The sequence below is a fragment of the Streptomyces sp. NPDC059740 genome, assembly GCF_042733155.1.
Lineage (GTDB): Bacteria > Actinomycetota > Actinomycetes > Streptomycetales > Streptomycetaceae > Streptomyces.
Window position 1 is genome coordinate 13644 of the sequence record NZ_JBHWGP010000007.1, and the last position, 16428, is coordinate 30071.

16 protein-coding genes are annotated in these 16428 nt (G+C 69.4%); 4 read left to right on the forward strand and 12 right to left on the reverse strand.

All coding sequences use genetic code 11. From position 1 onward, the window contains the following. Nucleotides 1-219: 219 nt before the first annotated feature. Nucleotides 220-819 carry a TetR/AcrR family transcriptional regulator gene (locus ACFV3R_RS11225; RefSeq protein ID WP_385579197.1) on the reverse strand — a complete coding sequence of 200 codons (600 nt, stop codon included), beginning with the start codon at nucleotides 817-819 and terminating at the stop codon, nucleotides 220-222. A gap of 116 nt (nucleotides 820-935) precedes the next feature. On the opposite strand from ACFV3R_RS11225, the gene ACFV3R_RS11230 reads away from it, so the two are divergent. Together ACFV3R_RS11230 and ACFV3R_RS11235 are read left to right on the forward strand one after the other, a co-directional pair. Next, nucleotides 936-1685, forward strand: a complete 750-nt coding sequence (locus ACFV3R_RS11230) for an SDR family NAD(P)-dependent oxidoreductase (RefSeq protein WP_385579200.1) — start codon at nucleotides 936-938, stop codon at nucleotides 1683-1685. A gap of 17 nt (nucleotides 1686-1702) precedes the next feature. Further along, complete coding sequence (locus tag ACFV3R_RS11235; RefSeq protein WP_385579203.1) at nucleotides 1703-2452, forward strand: SDR family oxidoreductase; 750 nt, start codon at nucleotides 1703-1705, stop codon at nucleotides 2450-2452. Between the two features lie 1220 nt (nucleotides 2453-3672). Here ACFV3R_RS11235 and ACFV3R_RS11240 read toward each other — a convergent pair. The 9 genes from ACFV3R_RS11240 to ACFV3R_RS11280 form a co-directional block, all read right to left on the reverse strand. Further along, nucleotides 3673-4530: an urease accessory protein UreD gene (locus ACFV3R_RS11240; RefSeq protein WP_385579206.1), complete on the reverse strand. Its 858-nt coding sequence runs from the start codon at nucleotides 4528-4530 to the stop codon at nucleotides 3673-3675. Next, the gene (ureG, locus tag ACFV3R_RS11245; protein WP_385579896.1) at nucleotides 4527-5270 is read right to left on the reverse strand and encodes an urease accessory protein UreG; all 744 of its coding nucleotides are present in this window, start codon (nucleotides 5268-5270) and stop codon (nucleotides 4527-4529) included. The genes ACFV3R_RS11240 and ureG overlap by 4 nt, the downstream gene beginning before the upstream one ends. A 25-nt stretch (nucleotides 5271-5295) precedes the next feature. Next, nucleotides 5296-5949, reverse strand: coding sequence for an urease accessory protein UreF (locus ACFV3R_RS11250; protein ID WP_385579208.1), 654 nt, complete (start codon nucleotides 5947-5949; stop codon nucleotides 5296-5298). A 7-nt stretch (nucleotides 5950-5956) separates the two neighbouring features. Then, nucleotides 5957-7855 carry an urease subunit alpha gene (gene ureC, locus ACFV3R_RS11255; protein WP_385579211.1) on the reverse strand — a complete coding sequence of 633 codons (1899 nt, stop codon included), beginning with the start codon at nucleotides 7853-7855 and terminating at the stop codon, nucleotides 5957-5959. A gap of 34 nt (nucleotides 7856-7889) precedes the next feature. After that, entirely contained in the window at nucleotides 7890-8417 is a 528-nt protein-coding gene (locus ACFV3R_RS11260) for an urease subunit beta (protein WP_385579213.1), read from the reverse strand. Between the two features lie 69 nt (nucleotides 8418-8486). Continuing rightward, nucleotides 8487-8885 carry an urease subunit gamma gene (ureA, locus tag ACFV3R_RS11265; RefSeq protein ID WP_385579216.1) on the reverse strand — a complete coding sequence of 133 codons (399 nt, stop codon included), beginning with the start codon at nucleotides 8883-8885 and terminating at the stop codon, nucleotides 8487-8489. A 465-nt stretch (nucleotides 8886-9350) separates the two neighbouring features. Beyond that, nucleotides 9351-9503, reverse strand: a complete 153-nt coding sequence (locus ACFV3R_RS11270) for an SCP2 sterol-binding domain-containing protein (RefSeq protein ID WP_385579219.1) — start codon at nucleotides 9501-9503, stop codon at nucleotides 9351-9353. Beyond that, on the reverse strand, nucleotides 9500-9694 hold the full coding sequence (locus tag ACFV3R_RS11275) for a hypothetical protein (RefSeq protein ID WP_385579222.1): 195 nt from the start codon (nucleotides 9692-9694) through the stop codon (nucleotides 9500-9502). Before ACFV3R_RS11275 ends, ACFV3R_RS11270 begins: the two co-directional genes overlap by 4 nt. 846 nt (nucleotides 9695-10540) lie before the next feature. Next, complete coding sequence (locus ACFV3R_RS11280) at nucleotides 10541-11593, reverse strand: SGNH/GDSL hydrolase family protein (protein ID WP_385579224.1); 1053 nt, start codon at nucleotides 11591-11593, stop codon at nucleotides 10541-10543. Between the two features lie 451 nt (nucleotides 11594-12044). On the opposite strand from ACFV3R_RS11280, the gene ACFV3R_RS11285 reads away from it, so the two are divergent. Continuing rightward, nucleotides 12045-12986, forward strand: a complete 942-nt coding sequence (locus ACFV3R_RS11285; protein WP_385579227.1) for an intradiol ring-cleavage dioxygenase — start codon at nucleotides 12045-12047, stop codon at nucleotides 12984-12986. Nucleotides 12987-13766: 780 nt separating this feature from the next. Here ACFV3R_RS11285 and ACFV3R_RS11290 read toward each other — a convergent pair. Then, nucleotides 13767-14561 (reverse strand): SDR family NAD(P)-dependent oxidoreductase, encoded by a 795-nt coding sequence (locus tag ACFV3R_RS11290; RefSeq protein WP_385579230.1) that lies wholly within the window; start codon nucleotides 14559-14561, stop codon nucleotides 13767-13769. A gap of 84 nt (nucleotides 14562-14645) precedes the next feature. Here ACFV3R_RS11290 and ACFV3R_RS11295 point away from each other — a divergent pair, with 84 nt between their 5' ends. Beyond that, complete coding sequence (locus ACFV3R_RS11295; RefSeq protein ID WP_385579234.1) at nucleotides 14646-15497, forward strand: helix-turn-helix transcriptional regulator; 852 nt, start codon at nucleotides 14646-14648, stop codon at nucleotides 15495-15497. A gap of 22 nt (nucleotides 15498-15519) precedes the next feature. On the opposite strand, the gene ACFV3R_RS11300 is transcribed toward ACFV3R_RS11295, so the two are convergent. Beyond that, nucleotides 15520-16302 carry a hypothetical protein gene (locus tag ACFV3R_RS11300; RefSeq protein WP_385579237.1) on the reverse strand — a complete coding sequence of 261 codons (783 nt, stop codon included), beginning with the start codon at nucleotides 16300-16302 and terminating at the stop codon, nucleotides 15520-15522. Between the last annotated feature and the right edge of the window lie 126 nt (nucleotides 16303-16428).

Below are 16428 nucleotides of genomic sequence, written 5' to 3' on the forward strand. Positions count from 1 at the left end.
CACCGCTTGCGGTTTTGGCACCCGCGCGAACCTCTTTCCGTCCTTCCGGTGGTCAGTCCGGGGCGTCCAGGAGGGCCGAACGCTCGACGAACTCGCCATGTTCGTCATCGCCGTCAACCAGTCGCCGGCCGTCCGCAGGGCGGCGGGATGACCGTGAGACGCGGACGGCGAGGAATCTCCGCAGGCCCGGAGGGCTCCGGCCGTTCACGGAGGAGCCGGTTATGCCCGCAGTCCGGCCACTGCCGTGTCGATCGCCGCCATGGCTGCCGCCCTGTCGAGTCCCGCCCTCGATACGAGCGACAACCCCTGGACGAGGTAGAGCAGGAGCTGCGCCTGGGCCTCGGGAGAGTGGGCGTCCGTGACCTCTCCGGCGGCCTGTGCGCGGCGGAGTGCGCCGGTGACGATGTCGGTGAACCGGCGGTAGGAGCGGGTGACGATCTGTGTGGCTTCGCTGTCCTGGGGGACGAGCTCGGCGGTCGTGTTGCCGACCAGGCAGCCCTGCGGCGCACCCATGTCGGAGACCAGTTCGTCCAGCCGCGCAGGATGGGTCAGGACCTCACGCAGGGCGGGCAGGAGCGGGCTGGTGTCGAGTGCGGCAGTCAGGTGCCGCTCGTACACCTCCCAGTAGAGCCTGACGGCTTCGAGGTAGAAGCGGCGCTTGTCACCGAATGCGCCGTAGAGACTGCCGCGCTCGACGGCCAGCGCCTCGACCAGGTCCTGGATCGAAGTCGCCCGGTATCCCCGGGACCAGAACAGTTCGAGTGCGCGCTCCAGCGTCCGTTCCTTGTCGAACTCGCGAGGGCGTCCGGTTCGTGCCACGTGCTTCATGCTACGACTTCTTGACTGTCCGTTCAAGAAGACGTAGCTTCCACCCCAGACTTCTTGAACGGATGCACAGAAGTGGGCCGCTCCTGGCCGGCCTGAAGGGTGGAGCAATGGAATTCGCAGGCAAGACGGCTCTCGTCACCGGATCCGGCGCGATCGGCGGACTCGGGCACGCGACGGCCAAAGTGCTGGCCGCGGGCGGGGCCGACCTGATCCTCACCGGCACCGATCCGGAGCGCGGCGCCCAGGTCGTGGAAGACCTCCGCGCAGGTGGCGGCGAGTCCGCCGGGGCAGTGCGTTTCATCGCTGCCGACGTGTCCGACGTAGCGGGCGTGCGACATCTGGCCGAGGGCGCCGGGGCTGTCGACATCTTGGTCAACAACGCGAGCGTCATGACGTTCGCCGCGACCACCGGGCAGGACCTCGCGAGCTACGACGCCGCGTTCGCGGTCAATGTGCGTGCCCCGTTCCTGCTCACCGCCCTGCTCGCGGAGAGGATGGCCGCGGGCGGCGGCGGAAGCATCGTCAACGTCAGCTCCACCGCGGCCGGCCTCGGCATGCCGGGCATGGCCGTCTACGGCGCCACCAAGGCGGCGCTCGAATCGCTGACCCGTACCTGGGCGGCGGAATTCGCCGAGTCGAACGTGCGGGTCAACACCGTTGCGCCGGGCCCGATGCGCACCTCGAAGGTGATCGCGGCGATGGGCCCGGACATGGGCGGCATGGGTCTGGCAACCGCGCTCAAGCGCACCTCCGACCCGGCCGAGGTGGCCCACGTGATCGCCTTCCTCGCCAGTGACCGGGCCAGTTACATGACCGGAGCGATCGTGGCCGCCGACGGCGGACGCACCGCAGTCTGAAAGAAGGAGACAGAACCATGAATCGTCTTGCGGGAAAGCATGCACTGATCACCGGGGGAACAAGCGGCATCGGGCTGGAAACGGCCCGCGAATTCCTCGCCGAGGGAGCGACTGTCGCCATCACCGGCCGCTCGCAGGAGAAGCTGGACGCGGCGGCCCGGCAACTGGACGGCCCACTGCTGACCGTCGCCAGTGACGCCGGCGACGTACCCGCCCAGGCGGCACTCGCGGCGCGGCTCCGGGAGGAATGGCCGAAGCTCGACATCCTGATGAGCAACGCAGCCGACGTCACCCACCTCCCGATCGAGGCATGGACCGAGGAGGCGTTCGACAGGCTCCTCACGACCAATCTCAAGTCGCCGTTCTTCCTGATCAGAGACCTACTGCCGCTCTTCTCGCAGCAGTCCTCGGTCATCCTCGTCGGCTCGGTCTCCGCGTACATCGGACATGAGAACGCGACGGTCTACGGCGCGGCCAAGGCCGGCCTGCTCTCCTACACGCGCGGGCTGACCCATGAGCTGAAGGACCGGGGCATCCGCGTCAACGGACTGAGCCCGGGCCCGACCATCACCAACGCGTTCGCGTCCCTCGGCCCCGAGCGACAGGCCGGCCTCTACGAAGAACTCAGGCGGACCGTGCCTCTCCACCGCCTGGGAACCGCCACCGAACTGGCGAAGGCCGCGGTCTATCTCGCCTCGGACGAATCCGCCTACACCGCAGGCACCGTACTGCGGGTCGACGGCGGCATCGGGCAACTCGCTTACTGACTGGTCATCCCGGTATGAGTCGTTCTTGATGTAGACGTACGCGTTCCCACCGAGTTCAGTGAGGTCGAGACGCCAGCCCGGCGTCACCTCGGTGAAGGTCAGCTCGGTGGGTTCGGCACGACGAGGACGCGGGGAGTGGCGCCGGACACAGGGTCCCCTTCAACTTCACAGCAGCTTGCCCGCGGGGCCGATCACGGCTTGCACACTCACGCCGTGGGGCGGTGCTTCCGGGAGAGGGCCGCCTGGCTGTCATCGACCCGGTCGCACCCGGGAAGCACTCTGTCGAGCCCGGGACCGCCCCCCGCAGGGCCTACAGCACCCCAATCACCCACCCGGCAGACATGGATGGTGAGGCAGCACACGGCACGGACCGGGACGACGGTGAGGCCGGGCAGGAATGTCCTGCCCGGCCTCACCGTCGTCCTGCCCCCGCCGCACCCGGCAGTCGGGTGGCCGTCCCCGGAGCTCCAGCGGCTGGGTGGGAACGGTCAGCCACGCGCCGGTCGGTACGCACAGTTGACGTTGTCCATCGAGCCGTAGCGGTCGGCGCCCGCTCCTCAGGCCACGGCAGCGGTTCCGTCGACGCCGTCGGTGGGCAGGCCGAAGACCCCGCCGAGCGAGGCACCGGACAGCACGGCCCCAGCCCGGGCCGGGGCAGGGGATGCCCGTCCGCTCCTCCAGCGGCCGTCCGGGCAGCGGCCGCCGCGCCGGGCCGCGTGCCGAGCGCCTGTTGCCGGGCTCGCGTCGTACGGGAGCGAAGAAGGCCGCCCCGGCGCACATGCCCGCGCCTGTCGGCGCGTACCCGTACGGCCCGCTGCTCGGCGTCGACGCTGGACGCCGACCGTGCGGTCACCGGCTGCGGCGTCGGCGGCCTGATCGTGTAAGTGCCCGCCAAGTCCATGCTCGCGCTGGTCGGATGGACATTGCCCGAGGCACAGCTCAGGATGGGGAGGCTGCACGGTTCCGGCAAGGACGCCGCGCCTGTGCACTCGACGGCGGGTCCGCGACGACGACCGCTGCACCGGTGGCGAGGAGAACCTCCGTGCCGGTAGTGGTACTCCCTGCTACGTCCGGGAAGGGAGGGTGCGGGGCGGGCACGGCGAGCGGCGGCGGGTTTCGGGGCCCCTGCAGTAGGCGGCGGCCCCCCCATTTTCCCCCCAGCAGCAGACGGCCGGCCCCTGCGGTGACGGCCGCACCCGGCTCCGCCCGGGCCACAGGCCTCAGGCGGACACGCCTCGTGCGGCTGTGCGCGTCATGGCGTCCGTGGGCAGGCGATTGCCATCTTCGCCGAGGTCTGGCGCCGCTGCCGGCCCCGGGGGCCGTGCGGCGCGTCGGTGGTGGTGGTCGCGCATCGCCTCCTCACGCCAGGAGGCGAAGGTGGGGTCGGCCAGCCTGTCGCGGAACCGACCGACGCCCATCCAGCGCAGCACGGCCCCGGAGCGGTCCAGGGGGAAGTAGGTCTCCCCGGGCCCGGTGCCGCCGGAAACCGGCACACCGGGTGGCTCGGGCGTCCACCCCAACGCGAGGACCGTGTCCATCGAACGCAGACTTCCGAGGATGCCCGGCATCTGTCGAGTCCGCCTTCCCAGGTCCAGGTGTTCCACCTGGAGCGGCCCGGTGTCGTCGCGCGCGTCCAGGGAGGTGGTCAGGTCCCCGCCCGCCTGCCCGGCGCGCCCCAGGACGACCTTCTCCTGCATCAGCGCCTTGCCGGTGCCGCGCAACCGGATGCGTGTGCCACGGTGGGTGGCGACCTCGTCGGAGACCACGAACGGCATGCCCGCCCAGGTCAGGACGGCTCCGTCGCCCACTTCGGCGTCGATCGTCCAGGACGAGGGAGCCTCGCCTTCGTAGGCGACCGTGCCGGTCCTCTCCACGACGTCGAGCCAGGCGCCGGGGGCGACGTCCACCTCGATACGGACCTCGTCGCCGGCCAGCAGCAGCGCCCGGGTGGCGATCAGGCCCACTCGGGCTCCGTCGCCGTCCTGGTCCATGGTCCGCACCGTCAGGTGCCCGGTCGTGTGGTGGACACGGCTGCGGCTCTGCCCTGGTGTGACGCTCAGGCGGGTCGGGCCGGTCACGCGCCCCTCCCGGCTTCGGCCGGGGCCGGGTCGTGCGTGTGGGTGGCACCGGCCGCGTGGGGGTGCGTGTGGGCGCCCTCGCCGTGCTGACCGGTGTGGAAGTGCGGAGCCATCGGACCGGGGTCGACGGGAGTGTGGTCGCCGGTGCGGTAGTGGGCGAGGGTTTCGCGGACCCAGCGGGTCAGCGTCCGGATGGAGGCCTCGTCGTGTCGGGACAGCGCGACCACCGGGGCGCCTTGGCGGGCCTCGCAGCCCTCGCGCGTCATACGCTCGACGTCCACGCCCACGTGCTCGCCCAGGTCGGTCTTGTTGACCACGAGCAGGTCGGCGCGGGCGATGCCGGGCCCTCCCTTGCGCACGACGTCTCCACCGCCGGCCACGTCCAGTACGAAGAGTTGGGCGTCCACCAGCGCCGGGGAGAAGGTCGCGGTGAGGTTGTCGCCGCCGGACTCGATGATGACCAGGTCCAGAGGGCCGAAGTCGGCTTCCAGGTCCTCGGCCGCCAACAGGTTGGCGGTCACGTCGTCGCGGATCGCCGTGTGCGGGCACGCGCCCGTCTCGACCGGACGGATCCGCTCGGGGTCCAGCACACCGGCACTCTTGAGGAAGCGTGCGTCCTCGTCCGTGTAGATGTCGTTGGTGATGACGCCCAGGCGCAGTTCGGCGGAGAGCGCCTGGCACAGTGTCGCGATCAGTGAGCTCTTGCCGGTGCCGACGGGGCCGGCTACGCCCAGGCGCATGGCGCGGGTGGGGGCGGTGGCGTTCTCAGGCACTGAAGAGCCTTTCTGTCGTGGTGTCGTGGGTCTCGGCCCAGCGCTCGATGAGAGGGGCGCCGTGGGCGGGGATCTGTTGCGGGGTGTGCAGAGGGGCGACCTGGTCGGCCATCTCGTCGATCACGGGTAGCAGGTCGTTCATCCACGCGGTGATGAGCAGCGGGTCCTGCGGCTCGAGTTTGAGCAGGGCTGCCGCTACGGTCTGGGCATCGTCGTATCCGACCAGACGGGCCAGGTCGGCGGGGTCCATTCCGGCGCGGTGGGCGATCAGGCCCAGCACGACCGGGCGCGACCAGGTGCGTGCGCAAGCGTCTACGGGTCCCGGCCACAGTGCCTGAAGGATGCGCAGGTACCCCCGCCCCAGGCGCCGCCCGTTGGTCCTCAGCGCCTGGCTGGGGGTTCGGGCGGCCCAGGCGGCTTCCACATCGGCGAGGTCGCCGCCGCAGGCTGCCACCGCACGGGCGACGACGGCGGTTCCGGCCTCCACACGGGTGACCGTGTGGAGGCGGCACCGCAGGTAGGCGGGGACCTCGGCAGACGACGTGCCGGCCCGCAGGGCGGGCTCCAGGCCTGCGGACTGGGTGTGGCCACCGGAGGGGAGCCGGGCGTCACCCAACAGGGCGAGCAGGAGGGAGGAGGTGCTCACCGTCGCCTCAGAAGAGCAGGTAGCGCTGGGTGAGCGGCAGGTTCTTCGGCGGGTTCGGCTGGTCAAGGTACCAGAAGCCCTTCCGGTCCGGGTGCTCCGTGAGGCCGTGCCCCCGCACCGAATCGAGTCCCGGGATCTCCACGGCGATCTTGAACTGGGTCGGGTGGATGTCGATTCCGAAACATCTGTCGTTGAAAACCATGTCCTGCTTCTTCCTGCCCTTGACGGGCTGTGCGCCCTTGAGCTCACGCCGCAGTCCGAGGGTCTCCTTCAGGGACCTGCCGAACACTCCCTTTCCCGCCACCTCGCTGTAGGGGCCCGTGTCCTCCGGCAGTTGGAGGACCTTGTCCGAGACGAACGAGTAGGACACCCGGGAGGCGATCGCATGGGCCATCGCCGGGCGCACCAAGGTGGGCTGCGGGGTGGAGATGGAACCGTTGGGGTCTCCCAGGTTGCCGAGTACCATGGCACCGCCCTTGATGACCAGTTCGGGCCGGACGGCGAAGAACCGCGGGTCCCACAGGACGAGGTCGGCCAGCTTGCCGGCCTTCACCGAGCCGACGTACTCGTCGATGCCGTGAGCGACAGCGGGATTGATCGTGTACTTGGCCACGTAGCGCAGGGCGCGGGCGTTGTCGCCCTCTCCCTGGTCTTCCCGGTAGAAGAAGTTCGCGTCGTTGAAGGTCTTGTGACTCCACTCCTTCATGACGTGCGCGACCTGCCAGGTGCGGGTCACGACCTCGCCGATGCGGCCCATGGCCTGTGCGTCGGAGGAGGTGATCGACATGGCTCCCATGTCATGCAGCACGTCCTCGGCGAACATGGTCGTGGAGCGGATGCGTGAGTCGGCGAACGCCTGGTCGTTGGCATTGCGCAGGTCCAGGTGGTGCGCAGAGGCGAGCATGTCGATGTGCTCGGCCACGGTGTTCACCGTGTACGGCAGCGTGGGGTTGGTCGAGGCGGGGAGGACGTACTCCTTGGTGGCCACCTTCAGGATGTCGGGGGCGTGTCCGCCGCCGGCTCCTTCGGCGTGGAAGACGTGGACGGTGCGCCTGTCGATGGCTTCGATGGTGGTCTCGACGAAGCCGGCCTCGTTGAGGGAGTCGGCGTGCAGGGTGACTTGCAGGCCCCACTCCTCCCCGGCCTTCAGGGCGGCGTCCAGAGCCGCCGGTGTCGCCCCCCAGTCCTCGTGGATCTTGTAGCCGCCAGCGCCTGCCAGCGCCTGCTCGTCCAGGCCGTCCTTGCTGACGGTGTTGCCCTTACCGAGCAGCATGACGTTGACCGGGAGGTCGTCGAAGCTGCGGTGGAGGTTGACCAGGTGCTGCGGACCGGGGGTCACGGTGGTCGCCTTGGAGCCCTCGGAGGGGCCCACACCGCCGCCGACGACGGTGGTGGTCCCGGTAGCAAGAGCCTCCATGACAGCTGAGGGGGAGATGAAGTGCACATGGGTGTCGACTGCGCCGGCGGTGAGAATCCTGCCCTCGCCGGAGATCACGTCCGTGGAGGGGCCGATCTCCAGGCCAGCGGTGACACCGTTCATGACGTCGCTGTTGCCGGCCTTGCCGATCGCAACGATGGTGCCGTTCTTGATACCGACATCGGCACGCACGACGGCGTTCCTGCTGGCGCTCTCCCCCGGAACGAGGTCCGCCAGGTCCTGGGCGGGAGCCACGTCCAGGATGATCACGTTGGTGATCACGGTGTCGGGAGCGCCCTCCAGGCTCGTGGTGGTGGACTGCAGCATGGACTCGCGGATGGTCTTGCCGCCGCCGAAGATCGCCTCGTCGCCCCCGAAGGTCAGGTCGTGGGTGACCTCGATCCAGAGGTTGGTGTCCCCCAGGCGGACCTGGTCGCCTACGGTGGGGCCGTAGGACTTCGCATACTGCTCGCGGGTGATGGTCGTCATTGCTGTCCTCCAGCTGGGTGTGACGAGGGCGTACTCAGTCGAGGGCGATGTCGCAGGCCTTCTTGCCCTTGCGCAGGCCCGGGACCCGTCGGTTTCCGCCGATCGGGACGACCTCGATCACGTCACTGGGCGAGTTCTCGGGACTGAACCTCTTGGAGTCCCCCGGAGCGACGTCCAGGCGGTAGCCCCAGGGCGCCTGGCCCGGCGTCTTCGACCGGCCGTGCGCCAGCTTGCGTGCTGCGGCGATCTGTTCGTCCCGCTCGAGCGACGGGTCCGTCAGCACGTTCTCGGCCTGCGCGGCCTTGTCCTCGTCGGTGAAGAACAGCAGGTCACGGTTGACGTCTGCCAGGTGGATGTGCGAGCCGATCTGGATGTCGCGCTCGCCGACGTTGATCACGTACAGACTGGCCGTGTTCCCTTGGTCGTTGAGCACGTGGTGCGCGGCCGGGTCCTTGACCCACACCCCGCCCACCTCGTACTGGGAGGGGTCGTAGGACGTGCTCGGGTCCAGGGCAGAGGGTTTGGGCAGTGGCAGTCCGAGCTTCCGTCCGGGTCCGGCCACCGGTACTGGTTCCCTGACCGGCGCAGACGGCCTCGTCAACGGGTGGAAGTAGGGCATGGTTGCTCGTCCTCAGCTGTTCGAAGCGGTGATCGGGGTGGGCTTCGGCGTCGCCTTCGGGGGGCGGATCGGGTCGTAGAGGGTGACGAGTTTGCGACCGTCGGGGAAGGTCGCCTCGACCTGGAGGACGTCGAGCATCTCGGGCACGCCCTCCATGACGTCATCGGTCGTGAGCACGCGCTCTCCCTCACCCTGGGTGTCGCCCTTGCGCTGCTCCAGTGGGAGGCCGGTGTCGCTCATCATCTCGTCGACGGTGTAACTGCCCGCCCTGGCTTCCTCGATGACCCAGCAGCTGATGTAGGCCACGGCCTCGGGGTAGTTCAGCTTGATGCCACGTTCCTTGCGGTAGCTGGCGAGCATCCCGGCCACGCTCAACAGCAGCTTCTCCTGCTCTGAGGGAATCAGGTGCATCCGTGCTCCTCGATGGTGGTGATGGAGTCCTGCCTTTGGGCCCGGCAGGGACCCTCGTACAGCCTCGGTTGAAGGCGGTCGGCCGACGGCCCTTCTCCGGCCCGGTAGGTCGCTTCGGTGAACTGCTGCCGTGTCTCGGTGGCGTGGACCGGGCAGCGCCGCGAGCACTGCGCCCCACGACCAACGGACAAGCCGGCAGTCCGCGTGACGGGCGAGGTGAGCAGCCTGTCGGCTGGGGGGAAAGCATGGGCGTACCGCCAGGTCCCGCTGAGGCAGACGACTGCGGCCCGGACCGGAAGGGACAGGGCACGACGCGGCACTGGCATGGGCAGACGGTGCGGGTGACACCGTCAGGGCCACCTGCCGGCACCAGCCGCACCGCGCGGGTGCAGGCATCGGCTTCCGCCCTCGGATGGGACGGGCCGGCAGAACCCGAGAGTGCCGGCCGTCTGTGTGTCGTGGTGGTCAGCCGCGGCACGTGTCCAGCAACTTGCTCAGTTTCATGGCCCTCATCTGGTCGCCGACGACCTTCAATTCGCCGGCGAAGTAGAGCTGCATCGCGGCGTGGTCGTCCTCGTGGATTTTTTGGAAGTTCGTCGTGGACAGGGTGAAGGTCACCTGCGCCTCGCCGCGGGGTCCCCCTTGGTGGCCTGCGGGCCGGCGGGAGAGGCGTTGACCTGCCATGTGCCGCCCACGTCGCCGGTGATGCGGACCACGTAGACGACATCGAGCACTTTCGCCTCGTCCGGGTGCCGGGCGAACGCGTCGGGAAACTTGGTGTCGAACGGGTGCTGAACGTCGACGGACACTGACTTCTCCCCCTCCTTCGGCCTGCGGGCTCACGGGACAGTAAGCCCACAGCAGAGGGCAAGGGGCGCCAAGTCTTGGCGAAATCACCCGCAAGGGAGTCGTCGCGAGACCGGCGAAACGTTGTTTCGCACTTGCTTTCACGGCTCACCGGATGACGGGAGGGAAGCGCGGGCTCGCGACCGTCGTACCTCTCGCCCTTACCCCGGGCCCGCCGCTTGGCTCACGCGCCCTGGTGGTCTCTCACACTTGCGGGACACCGCGTTCGCGAGGGCGGTCGAGACCGTGGGCCAAGGCCGCCGGGCCTTCCGAAGTGCCTAGGACACCCGGTAGTTGCTGCCTCTCGAACTTCGGTGCCGAGACCGGTCGCCGTCAGGCATCGGGGTTCCCCCGCGTGCGGACAGCCCTCACCGCAGCTGGCGGTGGGGCAGGGCCACACGGGTTTGGTGCAGGTCGCCCAGGGCGGTGAGGGTGAAGACGGCAGCGTGTGCGGGGTGCTCGGTGGCCCGCACCTTGCGAGCCGGTGTTCTCCCCGTCGTCGGAGGCTCTTCGTCCGCAAGGCCGCTCCGGGCAGTGGTGGGGTTTGCTTCGATGTCTTCGGAGACCTGGCCGCGGACGGGGGGCTCCCTGGAGGTGCTGCTGAGCAACTGCCCTCGAACACCGCCGCGCCGCCTACGAGAAGTACTTCGAGCCTTGCGACGGGGACGTGACTGAACCTCTTTCATCCTGGATAGTCGCAGCTCATCAGGGTGTGGAGGGCTTGGATGACGGTGCTGATCCGGCGGGTGGACCAGCGTGGGGAGGGGGTGACAACGGATGGTGCGGCTGCTGTGCCCGGCGTGCCGCTGTCAACGAAGTGCTTCGTCGATGCTGTGGGCGACCAGGTCGGCGATCTTGCTCTGGCCCCGGATGTTGGGGTGGAAGTAGGTCTGGCGGAGGCGGGGGCCGCGGCCGGTGCACCGCGCGGAGGGCCAGTTGCTGTCCGGCGCGACGGACCCGCAGTAGCCCTCGGCCCACCTCTCCTCGGCGGGCCGGCACACGTCGTGACCGCGACTGGGTCCGTAGGTGTCGAGGTAACGGTCGCCGAAGCGGTGGGTGGCCTCCTCCAGCGTCCGGTTGAGACGCTCCTCGACCTTCCGCAGCCAGGAGACATCCCCGGGCGCCAGGGTGGCGGTCCGGGTGGGATCGTTGTAACCGCACCTGGTGGCGTCGGCGGGAAAGAGCGAGGGGTAGCCCACGGTGATCACCTCGGCGCGCGGGGCCTCGCGGTGGATGCGGCCGAGCATGGAGGCGTACTCGCGCCGGATCCGTTCGAAGCGGCCTTCGAGGGACCCGGTGCCCTTCCGTGGGGTCTCATAGTGGGTCCGGCAGGGGGAGGCGTCCTTGTTCTTCCAGCCGAGAGCGAGGCACTCGGCCACCATCTCGCCCAGGTCCACGCTGTTCCAGCCGATGCCGACGGTGACGACGTCGGTGTCCCTGCCGAGCCCGGCCCGTTCGCTCTGCGGCCTCAGCCTCGCCCATCCGGTGGAGGGTTTCGCGGGGTCTGCCACGCCGAGGCCCCAGCCGACGGGTGATTGCGAGGTCCTGGTGATGTCCGTGATCGTGGCGGCCCGGCAACTGACATTGCGCAGGTGCACCGGTCTCCACGGGGAGTGCTCCCGAAGCCGCCGGTCAGCCAGGTCCGGATAGGCATTGGTGGTCCGCTCGCATCCGTCCGGATGGCCGGCGCGTGGCCCCGTGAAGAGGCCGGCGGTGTAGGAACCGCCGAGCGCCGCCCATTCGTACGCCTGCCGTGCCTGCGGGCGAGTCGCGGCGGTGGCGCTGGGGGGTGTCGCCGGTAGGGCCAGGGCCAGGGCGGCGGTGGTGACACCGAGAGCGGGCCGGAATCCTCTGCGTGGCAAGGTTCTTCCCTCGTGGTCGGGACGGCACGGCCCGGTGGGCGGACAGCACCGTCGTGGTGCACGGCGAAGACCGCCCGTCCGAACCGCGCGACGGGACATCCGTCATCATTTTCCGGTATCTGGCATATCGTACAATTCGGTCTGGTGTCAGCTCGTCAGCGAACCCGTCATCCGTCGTGGCTGCGCTCTTCTGGGCCAGAAGTCCGGCGGAACGGCGAGGGCAACCGTCCGCTGGTCGGAGGAACCGGCAAGGGACGCCGGTCCTCACGTGCTCGCGGCAACGCCGGACACGGTTGCCGTCACCGCGTCTCCGTTCCTCAGCGCGGTGACGATGGTGCCGGCTTCCGGTCTCGTCCCCACTGCGGATGCGAACAGGCCAATGCGGCAAGTGACCAAAAGACACTGCGTATTTCACACCTCCGTCACAGGAACCGTTCCTACGGTCTCACCCATGACGAGTCCACTCAGCGACGAGCCCGACAATGCCGTCGTTTCCCGCATTCTGTCCCGTCGTCGCCTGCTCGCACTCGGTGGCGCCGGTGCCGTAGCACTCACCGCCGGAGCAGGCACCGCCGCCCAGGCCGCCTCCCGCGACGCGGTTGCCGGATCCGGCACGGCGGCCGCCGCGCGTGCCGCCGCCCTGGCCTCCGGGACCTGCATGCAGCTCACCGCCGAGCAGATAGAAGGGCCGTACTACATCGACTACGAGCTGTTCCGGAAGGACGTCGTCGAGGACCGTACCGGTGTGCCGCTCCTGCTCGTCCTGCGCGCCGTGGACGCGACGACCTGCCGTCCGATCCGCAACTCCGCGATCGAGATCTGGCACTGCGACGCGTCCGGTGTGTACTCCGGTTACACCCAGACCGGCAACGGAGGCGGAGGTGCACCGCCCACCATGACACCGGGCAGCCCGCCCCCCGGCGGCGGTGGCGGGCACGCCACCCCGACGGACGACCTCACCTGGCTCCGGGGCATCCAGATGACCGACCACGAGGGTTTCGTGACGTTCCGGACCGTCTTTCCCGGCTGGTACACCGGCCGGGCTGTGCACGTGCACACCAAGGTGCACACCGGCGGCTCGCGCACCTCCGCCGGCTACACCGGGGGGCAGACCTGCCACACCGGTCAGTTCTACTTCACCGAGGCCGCAGTCCAGGCCACCGCCGGGATCGCCCCGTACTCGGCGAACACCGTCTCCCGTGTCCCCCTGGACGAGGACGGCATCTACCCCGGCACCGGCACTGCCGGCGGCCTGCTCTCGCTGGCCTACAGCCCCCGGCACGTCGAGGACGGAGTCGTCGGACACATCACCATGGCGGTGGACCCCGCCGCCACCAATGACGGGGAGGGCATGCCCGGCGGTCCGGCTCCGGCCGCCTCCTCCGGTGCCTGACCGGGCCGGACCGGTGGGGGGACTGAGCGTGAGCACGATTCTGCCGAACACCTTTCCCGCGTCCATCCGGTGGTGGCCAGCAACGCCTGCTCCAGATGCAGCAGCTCGTGCACGACCGTGCGTAAGGGGTCCTTGCCATATGAGCGTCCGATGAGGTCGCGTGGTCTGGTGCCGTGCATCGCAAGGCGCCGGGGAGTCCTCGTAGCGGAGCTACCAGGGCTTTTCGGCAACGCCGCGAGGTGCGGTGCCAGACCACGCGGCCCGGGCGGGCATATGGCAAGGACCCCTAAGTCGCCGTGTGCGGCAACGACGAACTGGGACGAGCGCACGGTCTGTCGGTCGGGGCCCGGGAACGGTGTCGGAGCTGAAGGTGGAGAGCGATAACGACCTGCGGCAGGCATCCATCAACCACGTGCGAAGCCGACCGGCGGCTGCCCGTCCACCACTCCGGCGGCCACGGACCGCCGGTTGGGGTTCAGCGTCAAGCTGACCTACACCTACGACAACCGCGGCCGCGTCACGGCAGTAGACGACGCCACACCCACCTCACGTCTCGCCCTTGGCAGCGAGCCAGCAGCGCACGTCCCTCGACCCCGTCACCGTCCACGATGTCGTGTCCCTGCCCATAGGTGTCCCCCTGCAAAGGACCGCCCGGCAGTGCCCGGCCCGATGACTGGGTAGCACGCGCGTCCTGAGCCCGCTGGGGTTGAGGGATGGCCCTTGCGGGGTGACGGCTCGACGCCGCGAGGGTGATCGGCGCGTGGCGCTGGGCCGTTCCGGTCAGGCGCCGGCGCCACCGTCGACGGGCAGGATCGCGCCGGTCACGTACGAGGCGCGGTCGCTGAGCAGCCACGCGGCTGCCTCGGCGATCTGCTTGGGTTCGCCCATCTGACCGAGCGGGACCGACTTGGTCATCTGCTCGACGATGCCGGGAGTCGCCGCCTCCCAGGTGGCGATCATCTCCGTGCAGGTGCCGCCGGGGGTGATGCCGTTGACCCGGATACGGTCACCGGCCCAGTTCACCGCGGCGGTCTCGGTGAGGCTGTTGAGCGCGCGCTTCATGGCGCCGTAGGCGGGCAGGGCCGGGTTCGCGCGGCGGCTGCCGATGCTGGAGGTGTTGACGATCGCCCCACCGCCGTTCTTCCGCATGAGAGCGGCCTGGGCGTTCATGGCGGTCCAGTGCGCGCGGAAGTTCACGGCGAACTGCTCGTCGATGTCCTCGTCGCTGGTGGTGTGGACCGGGCCGAACTGCCGCTGGGGAACCGCGCCGTTGTTGAAGGCGCCATCCAGCCGTCCGTGCAGCCTTTCGACCTGGGCGACGGCGGTGCGGATGCTCGCGCTGTCGACGAGGTCCAGGGGGACGGCGTCGGCGGTGGCGCCGACGGCGCGGATTTCCCGTGCGATGGTCTCCAGGGCGTCGGTGCTGCGGGCGGCCAGCACGACAGAGGCGCCCTCGGCAGCGAAGAGCCGTGCCGCGGCCGCCCCGATGCCGCGGCTGGCGCCGGTGACGAAAACCACTTTGCCGGTGAGCAGGCCGACGGGTGCGTTCTCGCCGGTGTGTGTGTTGTTTGCCATGGCTACAGCGTCCGGCTGTCCCCCGGCCGGATACAGGCACAACCAGTACTACGATCCCCCCTGGGCGGCGCGCACACTGGGCCTATGGACAAACAGAAGCTCGGGGCGTTCCTCCGCAGCCGTCGCGTGCGGCTCCGCCCGCAGGACGTCGGCCTCCCCTCCGGCCCGCGGCGCCGCACACCAGGCCTGCGCCGCGAGGAGGTGGCCGTCCTCGCGCACATCTCCACCGAGTACTACATCCGCCTCGAACAGGGCCGGGCACCCCGCCCCTCAGGCGATGTCGCGGCCGCGATCGCCGGTGCCCTGCGGCTCACCGACGCCGAGTCCGACCACCTCCACGTCCTCGCCGGCACCGCGCCAAACCGCACCGGACTGCACCGGCGCGACGTCCGCCCCAGCATCCTCGCGCTCCTCGAACGAATGCCCCAGACAGCCGGCTTCGTGATGTCCGCCGCTTGCGAGGTCCTCGCCTGGAACGACCTCGCAGCCGCCCTCACGGAGGACTTCGCCACCCTCACCCCCAACGAGCGCAACCTCGCCCGCAGGGCGTTCCCCGGGCCACACCCCGCCGAGAGAGAGCTCTACGGGATCTCCGACGCCGCCGGTTTCCGGCTGGGCATCGTGGTGCAGCTCCACACCGCCCTCGCCCGCTACCCCACCGATCCCGCAGTGACCGGTCTCGTTGACGAACTCCGCTACAGCGACCCCGACTTCGCCAGGCTCTGGGAACGCCACGACGTACAGCCCGTACCGACGCTCACCAAGACCTTCCGCCACCCGACCGTCGGCGACGTCACCGTCGACTGCGACACCCTCGCCCTCACCGACCGCGACCAGCACCTCGTGCTCTACAGCGCACCGCCAGGATCCCCCGGCGCCCAGACGCTGGCTCTTCTGAACGTCCTCGGTGCCCGTGCGAGCGACTATCTGCGCTAGTACTCCAGTGCGACTTCGTGATCTAGGTGTCCGAGTGACTGGTGAGTCGTCGTCGGTAGTGGGCGCGTCTGGCCTGTGCCTGGTGGAGTCTGCGCCAGATTGACCAGGCCAGAGGGCGGTGCGGAGGCGTGGTCGATGGTCTGAAGAGCCTGCCGATGAGGTGACGGATCTCCGGGATGGTCAGGTCGATCGGATCGCTGCTGTGGACCGGACGGTTCGGGTCGGTGCTCCGGTCGGGCGCCGCGCTGACGGCGACAGCGGCGAGGAAGGCCAGTGCGAGCATCGCCAGGATGATGTGGCGGTGCCAGGAGGTCCAGTAGCGGACCTGGTAGTGGTCCAGGCCGACCTGGCTTTTATCGGCTTGGAAGCACTCTTCTATGCACCACCTGGTCCCGGCGACGCGCACCAGCGCGGACAGGGCAACCTCGCCTGGTGACCAGCACAGGTAGAAGGCGAGTTCGTCGGTTACGGGGTTGCGGCGGATCAGCAGGCACCGGTTCTTGTCGGCTCCGGTCTGCACCCATGCCCAGTCGTAGTAGCGCGGGCCCTTCGCTCCGGCGCCGGCGCTCTGCCGGTGCCAGGCGTCCCGGGGCAGCGAGGCGGCCAGGGTGTCGGCCTGGACCACTGTGCGGTTCTCGTTGATCCGTACCTTGGTGGTGCAGGCGACCGCCAGGACGTAGCCGATCCGGCGTGCCTTTAGGACGGAGCGAAGCTTTGGGTCCTGGCCGTAGACCTCGTCGCCGGTCCACTGAGCCCGGCCCACCAGCTCGTCGATCAGCTGGTCACCCACGGCCTTCGCCGACACAGCCGCTGCCGACTCGACAGGTCCTGCTCGGCCACGTTCTCACTGGTCATCGATGCATCCTCCATGATCGGGAGTTACACCGAACGATTTACGATCTCTCCCGGAACCCCCCGGCGCTTTCCGTCC

Bases quoted from the DNA above. Each gene is read 5' to 3' on its own strand.
- ureC (WP_385579211.1), bottom strand. From the start codon at position 7,855: ATGACGACCATCACCCGCGAGCAGTATGCGAAGTCCTACGGCCCCACC.
- ACFV3R_RS11285 (WP_385579227.1), top strand. From the start codon at position 12,045: ATGACGAGTCCACTCAGCGACGAGCCCGACAATGCCGTCGTTTCCCGC.
- ACFV3R_RS11295 (WP_385579234.1), top strand. From the start codon at position 14,646: ATGGACAAACAGAAGCTCGGGGCGTTCCTCCGCAGCCGTCGCGTGCGG.
- ACFV3R_RS11290 (WP_385579230.1), bottom strand. From the start codon at position 14,561: ATGGCAAACAACACACACACCGGCGAGAACGCACCCGTCGGCCTGCTC.
- ACFV3R_RS11230 (WP_385579200.1), top strand. From the start codon at position 936: ATGGAATTCGCAGGCAAGACGGCTCTCGTCACCGGATCCGGCGCGATC.
- ureG (WP_385579896.1), bottom strand. From the start codon at position 5,270: ATGCGCCTGGGCGTAGCCGGCCCCGTCGGCACCGGCAAGAGCTCACTG.
- ureA (WP_385579216.1), bottom strand. From the start codon at position 8,885: ATGCACCTGATTCCCTCAGAGCAGGAGAAGCTGCTGTTGAGCGTGGCC.
- ACFV3R_RS11235 (WP_385579203.1), top strand. From the start codon at position 1,703: ATGAATCGTCTTGCGGGAAAGCATGCACTGATCACCGGGGGAACAAGC.